Genomic DNA, 13,241 nt, shown 5'->3' with positions numbered 1-13,241 from the left:
TAAAAAATTTAGTCATTTTAGATCCATTCCGTTTCAATTTCACGATGGATAGGTTGATAATTAATGTATTGAACAACACGTGGTTTCATTCCTGTATTTGGCGAACTTCCATGCGGAAGCATTTGATTCCAAATAATAAAATCTCCAGCCTTTGCCGCAATTGGTTTAGTTCCTAATAGTTGAAAGTCATAGGTTCTAGGGTTTACTGTATGTGGTAAATTCTCTAGCCATGAATCAATTTTTCTGTGAAATCCTGGCACTAAGGTAAATGCACCTTGGTTTTCAGGTGTGTCTGTTAAATATAGTAAGCCCTGAAGACCAAAAGGAATGGGGCGCTTGAGACTAACATCCCAATGTAGATTTGGCCCAGGAAATTTGTAATTATCAGTTTCAGGAGGATTAAAACTAACTCTGTCATTGCTTACAATTAAATCAGTTCTTTGCCAAAGTTGTTGGTAGGCTTGTTGGATCTTTTTTGAAAACCTGTTCTTGTCTAATTGTGGATGACGAAACAGTTGCACCATGATCCCTTGTTTTAATGGGTGGTCTTCATACCAAGTGGATGTATCGTTTGGATCTATTTGTAAATGCGTATAGATAACATCTAAACTAGCTTCAATATCGTCTTCAGTAATGGCATTAGGTATAATTATATAGCCTTCTTTATCCCAATGATCTAAAGCCTTTTTATCTAACACATTGTTTTCAGTAGTTAGATCTTGTGATTTTTGATTTGAAGACGATATGGCTAGATTGAACAGATTAATCATTTCTTGAGACACTATCCCATTACGTATCACCCAATCTTCAAATTGTTCAAAAGAAGGAGAGGATTCAAAGACATATTTATAGGTTGGTTCTAGTCCTATGCCTAAAGCATCAAATACTGCAGTTACATAATTATGCTTAAGTTGTATGCTTTCATTTACTACCCCTTCTTTTTGAAGCATAATAGATGTCCATATTGTTTTTAGATAAGCTATACCAAGTTTTCCTTGTTCTTGTTCTTTGGCCATAGAGATATGCTTCTTTATCATAGATTTGATATAAAATTATGAGTTATAATGTTTAGTAATATATTTTTGAAACACATCTAGCATTTCAGGCATATTGGCTCGTCCAAAACCAACCCTTGCATGTGATGTGCCATACTCAAATGTTTCACTTGGTAGAAGCATAATTCCCGTTTCTTTTACCAATTTTTCAGCAAACTGAAAGGAGGTTTCATTACTCTTGAATTTAATAAATGCTGTTGATCCAGATTTTGGCTTGTGAAAATCAAATAGATGGTTATTCCTTTTATGGAACTCTGAAAACAATACGATATTGGATTGGATCTTTTGTAAGTTGGGTTGTACAAACTTATCCATATTGTTTAAAGCTATGGTTGCTAGTATTTCACTAGTTGCACTATTACAGATTGATAAATAGTCTTTAAAGCTTTCTACTTTTTTTAGAAATTCTTTATTTTTTGAAGTGAGCCAACCAAGTCGTAATCCTGCTAATCCAAAGGTTTTTGCGGTTCCCCAAAGACTAATGCCATTTTCATATAGATCGCACATTGGTGGTAAACCACTATGTTCATTATGCGTTAAAAATCGATACATTTCATCTGAAAAAATTGGTATACCATAGTGGCGAGCGATGTCTATGATTTCTAAATAATCATTCATTTCTGGGCTAAATCCAGTAGGATTATGAGGAAAGTTAATAATGATAAGCTTTGTATTTGCTTGTATCAATTTTTTTAAATCGGCAGGATTATAATGCCATTTATTTTGTTCTTCGGTAGGCTTCCAAAATGATACTGAACATTCTAACTCTTTTGCAATTTGATATAGCGATTGATACATAGGAGACATACAGATGGCGTGATCTCCTTTATTGAGTAGAATGTTCATTAAAATGAAATTAGCCTCTCCAGGAGAAGACACCACAATATCATCTAAGTCAATGGTTTTATAATGTTGCTTAATGGCTTTTCTAAGTGTTGGGCTGCCTAAAGTTTCAGTATATCCAAGCTTTAGAGTATCCCAAGATGTCTTTTCACTATCTGACGCTAAATCTAAAACATAGTTCATGGGATAACCATCACAATCGGAACTGGATAACATATATTGTGCAGTAAATTCGTATCTAGCAAAATAACGTTCTACGGCAAAGTCTTTAATATTCATAAACTAGTTAGTTTTAATGAATTGTCTCATTAGAAATGATTATTAGCACTAATTTAGTAAAAGAAAATATGTGATTGATTAAATCGAGCAAATTAAAGCAATCCTCTTGCCTTAATCTCTAGATATTTATTGATGGTATCGATCGTCAAATCTTGAGGAGAGGTCAAAATAGATTGAATCCCATATTTTTGAAGTTCATTAACGATGAGTCGTTTTTCAAATGCAAACTTTTCTGCAATTACCTTATCGTATGCTTGTTGAACGGTTTCTGCCTTTTCTGTGATTAATTGATTGAGCTCTGTATTTTTAAAGAAGATCACAACCAGTAAGTGATTTTTAGCGATGCCTTTTAAGTATGGTAATTGCCTATGTAAACCATCTAAAGTTTCAAAATTAGTATATAACAACATCAGACTTCGATGTGTTATGTGTCGTTTTACATCGGCATAAAGTCGGCTATAATCACTTTCAAAGAAATCGGTGTTGACATTATAGAGCGTTTCTAAAATAAGATTCATTTGAGATGTTCGCTTTTCGGCAACGACAATGTTTTCTACTTTTTTTGAAAAGGCTAAAATTCCTGCTTTATCTTGTTTCTTAAGTGCAACATTAGAAATTACAAGGGCAGCATTTATAGCATAATCTAAAAGTGTAAGTCCGTCAAAAGGCATTTTCATGACACGGCCTTTATCTATGATGGAATAAACAGGCTGTGACTTTTCATCTTGAAATTGATTTACCATCAATTGATTTCGCTTAGCTGTGGCCTTCCAATTTATGGTACGGAGATCATCACCTAAAACATAATCTTTAATTTGTTCAAACTCCATGGTATGACCAATCTTTCTTATTTTTTTAATACCGTATTGGTGTAAATTATTACTTATGGCCAGTAGGTCATACTTTCTCAATTGGATAAAACTAGGATATGTTGGAACCATTGCTTCGTCGTCATAAGTGAAACGACGTGCAATTAAACCAAAGACTGAAGTAACATAGACGTTTAATTTTCCGAAGTGATATTCACCACGTTCTACAGGCCGGAGCCTATATTCTATTTGTGATGTACTTGAGGCGTCTAATTTTCGTTTGATATTAAAATCACGTACTTGAAATTGCTCAGGAATTTCATCAATAATAGTTACATTAACATTGAATGTATAATAATTATTAAGAATAAGATTAACCGGATTTTCATCACCATTAGAAAATTTTTCTGGCAAAATTCGCCTACCAACAACACCATTTTTAGCAGTAAACAATATGATGGTATCTAATACGGTCAAGGTCGCTAACAACAACAGTATTAGTTTAACAATAGCAAAACCTCTAGGAAATAAAAAACTCAATACAAACAGCACCATAATGGCAATGCATACATAGAAAAATCTGTTTTGTAGATAAAAAGGTTTAATGCGTTTCAAAGAGTGTTATATTTTATTTAATGTGTGTTACTAGTTTTTCTAATTTTTAAATCGGTATCGTACGATTTGTTTCCTAAACTGTCTTTGTGATGAACGATATTTATATCGTAATGATAGCCATACATTTTAGACAATACATCTAGATCTTGTTTCTTTTTTTTAGCAAGCTTTAAATTGGTCATATATTTATTTAAAGGACCAAATGCAATACCTAATGGGCCAAGTCCTAATCCCATTACAATTAATGGAACCGTTGAGATGACACCTTTATCGAAAATAAATTTTCCTAAAAGAAAACCTGCAATAAATAATGCGACAGCAATGACAGAATACATAGTGATATGTCCAATAGTATCTGTTTTGGTCTTTAATACAGCTTCGTATTCGATGTTGATTTTTTTTATATGTTCTTCAAACTCTGATTCTAATTTTATGACACCACATTTATTTTGGAAATCAGGCTTTTTATTGGTTAAACCACATAGAGTACCTGTCATATAATCAATGACTTTATGATCACAAAGTTTACAATGTTGTGTTAATTCCATACGAATTATCTTGGTATTTCTACAGCTTCTATAATTTGTTTTATAATCTGTTTGGTGGTCACACCTTCCATCTCACGTTCTGGAGTAACAATTACACGATGTTGTAAAACAGGGATAGCAGCACGTTTAATATCTTCTGGTGTTACAAAATCTCTTCCATCCATGGCAGCAAATGCTTTACTTGCTTTTAATATAGCAATTGAGGCTCTAGGAGAAGCACCTAGGTATAAGAATGGATTACTACGTGTATTTACGATGATATCGGCAATATATTTGATCAAATGTGATTCAATAATGATTTGGTCTACTAACGCTTGGAATTTATTAATTTGAGCTTTACTTAAATGTGCTTTTACTTGATCTGTTTTAAGAGCTCCTTGTAAATTTTGCTCTCTATTTAAGATTTCTACTTCTTCATCAATATTAGGATAATCAATATCTATTTTGAATAGGAAGCGGTCTAATTGTGCTTCGGGCAAGCGGTAAGTACCTTCTTGTTCTACGGGATTTTGTGTTGCCAAAACAATAAAAGGCAATTCCATTTTAAATTTGTTTCCATCTATGGTGATCTGACGTTCTTCCATTACTTCAAATAGTGCAGCTTGGGTTTTGGCTGGAGCTCTGTTGATTTCATCAATAAGAATCATATTTGAGAAAATAGGACCTTGTTTAAATTCAAATTCTGAATTTTTCATGTTAAATACAGAGGTACCCAAAATATCACTTGGCATTAAATCTGGTGTAAATTGGATTCGACTAAAACCAATGTCTAGAGATTTAGCTAAAAGTTTTGCAGAGATCGTTTTTGCAACACCAGGAACACCTTCTATAAGCGAGTGTCCATTGGCTAAAATAGAAGCGATAAGCATATCTATCATTCCTTTTTGCCCTACAATGACTTTGCCAATTTCATTTTTAATCAGTGCTATACCATCTTGAAGTTCGCTTAAATCAATACGGTTTTTAAAACTAATATCACTCTCTGAAGTTTCCATAGCTTGATTAGTTTCGGGTGGTACTGCTGCATTTGCGTTTTCTGATGGTGATACATCTGAATGCTCATTTTTAGGCGTTAAATCTTCGTTTTGCTTGTCATCTAAATGTTCCATAGTTATCTCGTGTAAAAATCTTCAATAGCTTTATTTAATCGCAATAAATCACCTTCATTACAGGTTGTTTTAGCTTTTAAATGTACAATTTGGTTAATTAATTTTTTAACATCACTTTCATCTTTACCAGACTTTAAAGATAAGTTCTTTACAAACTTATCATCTAAAATTTGAGTGTCTAAATAGTATACCCGACGTATATATTCTAAGAAGTATGTGATTTTTTTCTCTATTAAGTTGTCATGGTCTTTGGTTTCGTAATACAAATTACCAATCGTTTTTGTAAATTCTATTGTGGTATTTTTTAGTGGTGTTTTCACATTTACAATACGTTGTTTTCGTTTTGCATTAAATATCATAAATAATACCGTTGTTAATAGCATTAATCTCCAAGCCCATTTTAAAGGTGGTTGGCTATGAATAAAGCGTAGAGATGAATTACTCATTGTTTTTCTCGATTTATTTCTCGAATCAAAATAGATCGTATCATCTTTTAAATAGGACACTGCACTTGATGCATATTTATCATTAGACTTTTTAAGTAAGTTATAATTTGTAAATGCGACAGGCTGCAGGTGAATGTAAAAATAACCATCTCCCCAAGATGTCTTTATATAGTTGGCATATTTTGCATCTCCAAATTTTTGATAGCCTAGAACGGTAGTGTAGAGCGTATCTATTTCAGAAAAATAGATATTACTTAGTCCTTTTTCGATAGTAATAGAATCATTCTTAAAAATTGGGTTTGTGAATGAAAACTCTGCCTTGCCTTCAAAATTAAAATCGTTTTGAGTTTTAAAACCTAATGAATCTAAAAGTCTGGTTGGAAAATAATTACTAGACATGAATATATCATTGCCATAAGACGCAAAATCTAACAATTCTTGAGCTGAGGTGTTATCAATATTTGGATATTCATCAATAATCATATAGGTCCCAGAAGTGAGATAGGTACTATCTTCCCAGCTGTAATAGTCATCAAAATACTCATAAGGTGTTACTTTAATGTCTTGCACTTTACTGTCTGGAAATAGGTTATTCAATTCTTCGTAAAACACAAAGGTTCCATAAGGTATTTTATGGGTCTCGTTATAGGTTTTTTTCCAGTTAACAGGTATAGGTCTAGAAAACTCTATAGCGGCTATACCTATAAATAGTAATAGCAAGATACCGAGATATATTTTTAGTGTCTTACTCATGTTTTAATTGAATTTAAAAATTGAGTAAATGCAGTCTTGGCTTTCTCGAATTGCGAATTGTCTATATCAAATTCTCCATACCAGATATAATTATAGAGATATGACGTATATGAAAACTCTTTTCTGGTGTTTTCGTTTTTAATTTCAGTATAATAATCACTATTTGTTTTCTCTACATCATAATCTATGAGTTCGGCTTCGGAGAGTGTTTTAAGCAGCCATAAGTAATAATATCTAATGGCCAACCTATAGTTGCCATTGTTTTCAGCGTTTTTAATAAGTGTAATAAAGTTAGTTTCAAAAATATTGTTTTCTATATCTGTGACAGGAATGATACTTTTATCTGAAGACTTACCAAATACCCAATAACCTTCTCTGTTAATAATGGCCTTAACAATAAAGAACACAACAAGAAGAAAGATAACAACATAAAAAATCTTTAGTGCAATATCTGTAATATCGGCAGCTTTAGCATCAGAATTAATATTAAAGAGATCTTTAAATAAGTCGGAAAGCCATTGTTTGAAACGCGTCCACCATCCAGAGTTTTCTAGTGTACGTTCATAAATGAACTCGCTGCCATCATATTTTTCTCTAAGGTCGTTGTATTCTCGTTTGTTTATAGGCTCTACATCAATATATACCGAATCTTGCATGCTTTGAGCATAATATGATTCATCGAAACTGGTTGCATTGGAGTTTAGAGATATTCCGAAGAATAAGAGGATTATATGTAAGCACAAATATCTACTCACCAGATCCAATTAAATCAATATCACTTTTAGCACCAATATTTTCGTTGTCTTCTTTTAGACTATAAAAAATGATGCCTTGATTAAGCTGTACAATAATATTAAGTAAACTACTCACAAAAAATGTAATCAAGAAAACCATAATCATTAAAAATGTCACTGTTTTACCTACTTCCTCTGGATCAGGATTGACACCAGGTTGAAAATCTGTGTACATATTTATCATTCCAAAAATATAGGGTACTAACGATACTACGTTTTGTATAATATAGCTCATGAGATAGAAAAGTCCAGCGCAGCCTATAGCTGCCCAAAATTTAGAACTCATTAATTTCCATGAATACCCAAAACTTTCCCAAATTCCTTTTTTATTTTCAAAGTATTCCATTAGCGCACCTTGATAATATAAACTTACACCACCAATAACTAAGGGTAAAGCTAACAAACCAACAAAAGTAATGGCTAAAACAAATGAGAGCAAACCTATAAATATAGCTAGCGGAATGGCAATAAGTACCGCGCAAAGCAAAAAGATGAAAATTTTACCAATATTAGCTTTGTACACGTTTAAAATGTCGGTAGCGTTAAAATGCTTTCCGTTGGCTTTGACAAAAAGTTTTAAATATATAGGTAGAAATGAATAGGATATCATTGCTGCGACCAATGCAACGACAATAAACACAAATGCGAATAAAAAGAAAAGTCCAGCATTATCATTCAAGTAGTTATCTATGGGATTAGTTGTTCCATTTATACCACTAAAGAGCATATCTGTATAGAATTCACCAAAGAAATAAGTCATTACCATCAGAATCAACAAGAAAATTCCATTGATAATAAAAAAGTTTTTAAATAGATGGCCTCCGTTTTGTTTTAAAAACGCAAAGGTATCTTGAAAGTATTCTCCGAAACCTCTAGATTTATAGAGTTGCATAGGCTTTTTTTATTTTTCTGTTGACTATAAACGGGTAAACCAAATAGTAAAAGGTGATGAGACTTAGTGTAAATAGTATAATACCAACAGATAGCCAATTAGGCATTGTGTTAGAGTATCTTGTGACATATCCTTCTAAAAAGCCAGCAGCTATTGTAAACGGAAAGGTGCTTATTAAGATTTTGAGACCATTTTTAACGCCTATTTTTAAGGAGATCATTCGAGAATAAGTTTTAGGGAACAAAATGCTAGCTCCAAGCATTAAACCTGCAGCACCTTCAATGACTATGGCAAATATTTCCATAGATCCATGAATCCAAATCCCTCTCACACTTTCCCAAAGCACATCTTCTTGGTAAAAGAAATATTGAAAAGCGCCAACCATTATACCATTTTCAAGCATAATATAGGCTGTACCTATTCCACCAAAAATTCCCAAAACGAAGGATGTAATACCTACACGAAGGTTATTGAAGGTGATACCAATAGAACTTCCCCAATCACTACCGCTTTTATAGACAGCAACAGGATCTCCAGCTTCAATGTTTTCTAAGGTATCATTAACATAACCATCTCCTAAAATTAACCGCACGAACGAATCATCATATACTGCAGACAGGACACCAATAGCAACAAAGGTTAAAAAGAGTATAAAAGCATAGAGGACATAACGTCTGTGTTCATAAACAATAAGTGGGACTTCTACTTTCCAAAAATGCACAAAACGATTAGTGTCTTCTCGTTTGGTTTTATAAATTTTTTGAAAAGCTTTGGCCGCTAAGTTGTTTAAATAAAGAATTGTTTTACTTTTGGGATAGTAAGTTTGTGCATACGACAGATCATTTACTAACTGAATATAAAGTGATGCTAATTCATCAGGATTTTTGAGTTTTTTTCCAAAAATGGCCTTTTCAAAATTAAGCCACTTTTCTTTATTTTGTTTGATAAATGCAACTTCTCTCATACGCATTCAAATTAAAGCAATTAATGGTAGAGTTACAAATAAATACGACACAAAACGTTAATATAACTTTCATCGCAGCAAGTGTTGGTGAGCGCATATTAGCTTACGTTATAGATTTGATTATAAAAGTTGCTTATATCGTTGTTGCTTTTCAAATTGTATTTAATGTAATGGAATGGGATCAAGCTATCGATAAGATGGATGGATGGTCACAAACAGCTATTTATATCCTTTTGTTATTGCCTGTAATATTGTATTCTTTAGTGTTTGAATCCTTACTTGATGGTCAAACTATTGGGAAGCGTATCATGAAAATAAAAGTAGTTAAGATTGATGGCTATCAAGCTGGAATAGGAGATCATGTAGTGCGTTGGTTTTTTAGAATTGTAGATTTAAATTTATTAGGACCACTTTTTGGACCAGTCGTTGCTTTAATTGCAATAGTTTCAAGTAAAATGAGTCAGCGATTAGGTGATATGACCGCTGGAACTTCTGTAATTACATTAAAGAATAAGGTTAATATAAGCCATACGATATTGGAAGAGTTAGATGATACCTATAAACCCACATATCCAAATGTTATTAAGCTTTCTGATAATGATGCTCGTATTATTAAAGAAACTTATGTAAAGGCAAAAGCCTCTAGAGATTATGAAACGCTTATTAAGTTAAGAAAAAAAATTGTGGAAGTTGTTGAAATAAAAGACTTCAATAGTAGTGATATCGAATTTATCGATACTATACTAAAAGATTATAATTACTATACCCAAGGAATGTAATGTTTTTTCAAGTTATCGATATCTTAGGAACTATTGCCTTTGCTATTTCTGGAGTTTTGGTAGCTCTCGATAAACGCATGGATGCTTTTGGTGTTCTTATTATTGCTTTTGTAACTTCGGTTGGAGGTGGTACATTAAGAGATGTCATGATTGGAGTACAACCAGTGTCATGGATGACCAATATGACGTATGTATATGTTATTGTTGCCTCAGCAATATTTGCTGTTGTACTTCGGAAGCAAATAGGATATCTAAGGCGTTCTCTATTTTTATTTGATACTATAGGCATTGGTTTATATACTGTGGTTGGAATAGAAGCCGGACTTGTAGCAGGTTTACATCCAATTATTTGCATAGCTTTAGGAACTGTAACAGCCTGTTTTGGAGGTGTGTTAAGAGATATTTTATGTAATGAGATTCCAGTAATTTTTAGAAAGGAAATTTACGCAACACCTTGTATTTTAGGTGGACTCACTTATTTCTTACTGCGTAATTTTGTTGCAGATACCAACTTTATATTTGTTATTGCAGGACTTATTGTTATTGTTATAAGGTTACTTGCAGTAAGGCTTAAAATTAGTTTACCAAGTTTGTATAAAAAAGAAGAATTATAAAGACAATTATTTATAGCTCTCTTCAATTTGTGTCCAAGTATCCCATATGCCTTTCAAGTGTAATTTAAATTCTGTCGAGTCTTTGCTTTGTTCTATCTGATCAAAAATAGCATGTAGCTCGCCTCTAAGTGACGGATATTTATTGGTAATGTCTTTCATTTTAATCCAAGCATCTATATGTTCATGAAAAGCTAGTTTAAAAGCATCTGGACAATTACTGAAATCTAATTTTTTTAGATCATTAGAGTAGTTCGTTATTGTTTCGCTTAGCGATATTTTTTCTGACGAGTGATTTCTAATGCTACCTAAAATACTATCCTTTTCGAAAACAGCCTTGACACAATCGTCTTTCGAAACAATTGTGTTAGCCTTTTCTTCTGGGTTTTTACATCCTAAAAGAAACAATACAGCTATGAATATTTGTATTGATTTCATTATAAATACAGGTAAAGAGTTGTCTTTTTAAAGATAAGAAAAATTCCTATTATCTCACCCATAGGAAAGATAATAGGAATACAAAAACAATTTTAATTTTCTAATTTATTCAGTAGTTACTGGAAATCCGCGATCTCGCATCAAGGCTTCTATCTTAGCGTCACGTCCTCTAAATAGGCGATAAGCCTCAGCTGGATCTATGGAGTTTCTAGGTGCAAATAAATACTTTACCAATTTAGCAGAAACTTCTTCGTCATAGAAACCTCCTGGAGCATCTCTAAATGCTTCAGAAGCATCACTTGTTAATACATCTGCCCACATATATCCATAGTACGCAGTGGCATAACCTTCACCAGAAAATACATGTCCAAAATGAGGTGTACGATGACGCATAGGGAGCTCTTCAGGCATGTTTAGTTCTTTTAAAGTCTCACGCTCAAAGGCATCAATATCAATATTTGTAGGATCGGCTAAGTGTAATTTCATATCCATAAGTGCAGAAGCCAGATATTCGGTTGTTCCAAATCCTTGATTAAACGTGGATGCTTTTTTAATTTTTTCTACCAGAGTTGCAGGAATGGGTTCGCCAGTTTTGTGATGTACTAAAAACTGATTAATGACTTCATCTGTAGACAACCAACGTTCTAATAGCTGTGACTGAAATTCGGTATAGTCTCTAACTCCTCCATTAAGTGTAGGATATCTCACATTACTTGAAAAGAAGTGTAATGCATGCCCAAATTCATGGAAAAAAGTTTCGGCATCATCCCAAGATACTAATACAGCTTCACCTGGAGCAGCTTTCACAAAGTTAGAATTGTTAGACGCTAATACATTTGTTTCGCCTTGGTATGATGTATAGCTTCTATAGGTTGTTGCCCAAGCACCAGAACGCTTCCCTTGTCTAGCAAAAGGATCTAAATACCATAGCCCTATGTGCTTTCCAGAATCTTTATCGGTCACTTCCCATACGTTTACATCTTCATGAAACACAGGGACCTTACCTTCTTCAACAGGAGTGAACTTATAGTTAAACAAACGTCCAGCAGTATAAAATAAAGCATCAGTCAATTTATCTAATTGAAGATATTGTTTCACTTCATCACTATCTAAATCATACTTTTTCTGACGTACTTTTTCAGCATAATAGCGGTAATCCCATGGCTCAATTTTAATGTTATCGCCATTAGCATCAGCTACAGCTTGCATGTCGGCAACTTCTTCACCAACACGAGCAATTGCTGCAGGCCAAACGGCTTCCATAAGATTCATGGCATTTTGCGGGTTTTTTGCCATTCGATCTTGTAAGCGCCATTCGGCATAGTTATCATAACCTAATAATCCAACACGTTCTTTACGCAGTTTTAGAATTTCTGCAATAATCTGGTTATTATCATAATCATCACCATTGTCACCACGTGCATAATAATTGGTCCATACAATTTTTCGTAAATCACGTTCGGTAGAATAGGTGAGGAAGGGATCCATAGATGATCGCGTATTGGTAATGGCATATTTACCGTCTTGACCTTTATCTGTTGCTATTTTTGCTGCAGAATTAATAAAGAACTCGGAGAGTCCTCCCAGCTGATTTTTGTTTAGATAGGTCACATAGTTTTCTTCATCATGCAGAACATTATTCGAAAACTTAGTGTATAACGACGAGAGTTCTTTGTTGATCTCGGCATAACGTTTTTTCTTTTCAGCATCGAGATTAGCACCATTCATTTCAAAACCTTTATAGATTAAATCAACCACACGTTGTTGATCTGCAGCTAATGGCGTATTTTGTGAAGCATCATAAACCGCCTTTATACGCTGAAATAGTTTTTCGTTTTGCGAGATCTTAGAACTATATTCGGAAAGCTGAGGCGCTAATTCGGTCTGTATATCTCTAAACTCTGGTGATGACATATTACTGCTTAAAATACCATAATAGGTAAATACATGATTAAGCTCGTCTGCCGATGCTTCAAGCGCTACAATTGTATTCTCAAAGGTTGGGTCTTCTGTGTTATTTGCAATAGCTTCTATGTCTTCCAGACCAAGTTCCATACCTTTTAGTACAGCTTCTTTGATATCATCGACATTCATTTTGTCAAAAGCAGGAACGCCTTGATAGGCACCAGTCCATTCTTGTAGTAATACATTATCACTCATAGCTATTTTGTCTTCTGTTTTGGTGTCATCTTTACAGCTCGCAAAGAGAATAACACTGCATAGAACTGCAGCTTTTAGGGATTTATAAATCATTTAGAAATTAATATTGGTTTTTATGCCCTTGAAGGTACTTAAAATTAAGCAAC

At 33.4% G+C, this 13,241-nt stretch carries 13 protein-coding genes; 2 read left to right on the top strand and 11 right to left on the bottom strand.

The genetic code is table 11. The annotated features are described in order from the left end of the window. Positions 1 to 17: 17 nt before the first annotated feature. The 9 genes from KWG70_RS17000 to KWG70_RS16960 all read right to left on the bottom strand — a co-directional run bounded on the left by KWG70_RS17000 (position 18) and on the right by KWG70_RS16960 (position 9,107). The gene (locus KWG70_RS17000; RefSeq protein WP_230937242.1) at positions 18 to 1,037 is read right to left on the bottom strand and encodes a phytanoyl-CoA dioxygenase family protein; all 1,020 of its coding nucleotides are present in this window, start codon (positions 1,035 to 1,037) and stop codon (positions 18 to 20) included. Positions 1,038 to 1,052: 15 nt separating this feature from the next. Further along, a complete protein-coding gene (locus KWG70_RS16995) occupies positions 1,053 to 2,177 on the bottom strand; it encodes an aminotransferase class I/II-fold pyridoxal phosphate-dependent enzyme (RefSeq protein WP_230937241.1) in 1,125 nt (374 codons plus the stop codon). 92 nt (positions 2,178 to 2,269) lie between these two features. After that, positions 2,270 to 3,601: a DUF58 domain-containing protein gene (locus KWG70_RS16990; RefSeq protein ID WP_230937240.1), complete on the bottom strand. Its 1,332-nt coding sequence runs from the start codon at positions 3,599 to 3,601 to the stop codon at positions 2,270 to 2,272. Positions 3,602 to 3,618: 17 nt separating this feature from the next. After that, positions 3,619 to 4,149, bottom strand: a complete 531-nt coding sequence (locus tag KWG70_RS16985) for a hypothetical protein (RefSeq protein ID WP_230937239.1) — start codon at positions 4,147 to 4,149, stop codon at positions 3,619 to 3,621. A gap of 5 nt (positions 4,150 to 4,154) precedes the next feature. Further along, positions 4,155 to 5,144 carry an AAA family ATPase gene (locus KWG70_RS16980; protein ID WP_230937286.1) on the bottom strand — a complete coding sequence of 330 codons (990 nt, stop codon included), beginning with the start codon at positions 5,142 to 5,144 and terminating at the stop codon, positions 4,155 to 4,157. 116 nt (positions 5,145 to 5,260) lie between these two features. Next, positions 5,261 to 6,457 (bottom strand): DUF4350 domain-containing protein, encoded by a 1,197-nt coding sequence (locus KWG70_RS16975; protein WP_230937238.1) that lies wholly within the window; start codon positions 6,455 to 6,457, stop codon positions 5,261 to 5,263. Beyond that, entirely contained in the window at positions 6,454 to 7,212 is a 759-nt protein-coding gene (locus KWG70_RS16970; protein ID WP_230937237.1) for a DUF4129 domain-containing protein, read from the bottom strand. Before KWG70_RS16970 ends, KWG70_RS16975 begins: the two co-directional genes overlap by 4 nt. Beyond that, positions 7,205 to 8,143: a hypothetical protein gene (locus KWG70_RS16965; protein ID WP_230937236.1), complete on the bottom strand. Its 939-nt coding sequence runs from the start codon at positions 8,141 to 8,143 to the stop codon at positions 7,205 to 7,207. Before KWG70_RS16965 ends, KWG70_RS16970 begins: the two co-directional genes overlap by 8 nt. Beyond that, entirely contained in the window at positions 8,130 to 9,107 is a 978-nt protein-coding gene (locus tag KWG70_RS16960; RefSeq protein WP_230937235.1) for a stage II sporulation protein M, read from the bottom strand. The genes KWG70_RS16965 and KWG70_RS16960 overlap by 14 nt, the downstream gene beginning before the upstream one ends. Before the next feature lie 23 nt (positions 9,108 to 9,130). Here KWG70_RS16960 and KWG70_RS16955 point away from each other — a divergent pair, with 23 nt between their 5' ends. Both KWG70_RS16955 and KWG70_RS16950 read left to right on the top strand, forming a co-directional pair. Continuing rightward, positions 9,131 to 9,886 (top strand): RDD family protein, encoded by a 756-nt coding sequence (locus KWG70_RS16955; protein WP_230937234.1) that lies wholly within the window; start codon positions 9,131 to 9,133, stop codon positions 9,884 to 9,886. Beyond that, positions 9,886 to 10,500 carry a trimeric intracellular cation channel family protein gene (locus KWG70_RS16950; protein ID WP_230937233.1) on the top strand — a complete coding sequence of 205 codons (615 nt, stop codon included), beginning with the start codon at positions 9,886 to 9,888 and terminating at the stop codon, positions 10,498 to 10,500. Before KWG70_RS16955 ends, KWG70_RS16950 begins: the two co-directional genes overlap by 1 nt. Before the next feature lie 6 nt (positions 10,501 to 10,506). Here the strand turns inward: KWG70_RS16950 and KWG70_RS16945 are convergent, their stop codons facing one another. Both KWG70_RS16945 and KWG70_RS16940 read right to left on the bottom strand, forming a co-directional pair. Then, positions 10,507 to 10,935 carry a hypothetical protein gene (locus KWG70_RS16945; RefSeq protein WP_230937232.1) on the bottom strand — a complete coding sequence of 143 codons (429 nt, stop codon included), beginning with the start codon at positions 10,933 to 10,935 and terminating at the stop codon, positions 10,507 to 10,509. A 105-nt stretch (positions 10,936 to 11,040) separates the two neighbouring features. Further along, a complete protein-coding gene (locus tag KWG70_RS16940) occupies positions 11,041 to 13,188 on the bottom strand; it encodes a M3 family metallopeptidase (RefSeq protein WP_230937231.1) in 2,148 nt (715 codons plus the stop codon). Positions 13,189 to 13,241 lie beyond the last annotated feature (53 nt).

The sequence above is a fragment of the Psychroserpens luteolus genome, from assembly GCF_021032705.1.
GTDB lineage: Bacteria > Bacteroidota > Bacteroidia > Flavobacteriales > Flavobacteriaceae > Psychroserpens > Psychroserpens luteolus.
The sequence above is the reverse complement of the archived record's forward strand: the minus strand, read 5'-3'. Positions and strand labels throughout refer to the sequence as shown.

Excerpts from the sequence above, each read along its gene's own strand:
- KWG70_RS17000 (WP_230937242.1), bottom strand. The coding sequence starts at position 1,037 with ATGATAAAGAAGCATATCTCTATGGCCAAAGAACAAGAACAAGGAAAA.
- KWG70_RS16995 (WP_230937241.1), bottom strand. The coding sequence starts at position 2,177 with ATGAATATTAAAGACTTTGCCGTAGAACGTTATTTTGCTAGATACGAA.
- KWG70_RS16985 (WP_230937239.1), bottom strand. The coding sequence starts at position 4,149 with ATGGAATTAACACAACATTGTAAACTTTGTGATCATAAAGTCATTGAT.
- KWG70_RS16980 (WP_230937286.1), bottom strand. The coding sequence starts at position 5,144 with ATGGAAACTTCAGAGAGTGATATTAGTTTTAAAAACCGTATTGATTTA.
- KWG70_RS16975 (WP_230937238.1), bottom strand. The coding sequence starts at position 6,457 with ATGAGTAAGACACTAAAAATATATCTCGGTATCTTGCTATTACTATTT.
- KWG70_RS16965 (WP_230937236.1), bottom strand. The coding sequence starts at position 8,143 with ATGCAACTCTATAAATCTAGAGGTTTCGGAGAATACTTTCAAGATACC.
- KWG70_RS16960 (WP_230937235.1), bottom strand. The coding sequence starts at position 9,107 with ATGAGAGAAGTTGCATTTATCAAACAAAATAAAGAAAAGTGGCTTAAT.
- KWG70_RS16955 (WP_230937234.1), top strand. The coding sequence starts at position 9,131 with ATGGTAGAGTTACAAATAAATACGACACAAAACGTTAATATAACTTTC.
- KWG70_RS16950 (WP_230937233.1), top strand. The coding sequence starts at position 9,886 with ATGTTTTTTCAAGTTATCGATATCTTAGGAACTATTGCCTTTGCTATT.
- KWG70_RS16945 (WP_230937232.1), bottom strand. The coding sequence starts at position 10,935 with ATGAAATCAATACAAATATTCATAGCTGTATTGTTTCTTTTAGGATGT.
- KWG70_RS16940 (WP_230937231.1), bottom strand. The coding sequence starts at position 13,188 with ATGATTTATAAATCCCTAAAAGCTGCAGTTCTATGCAGTGTTATTCTC.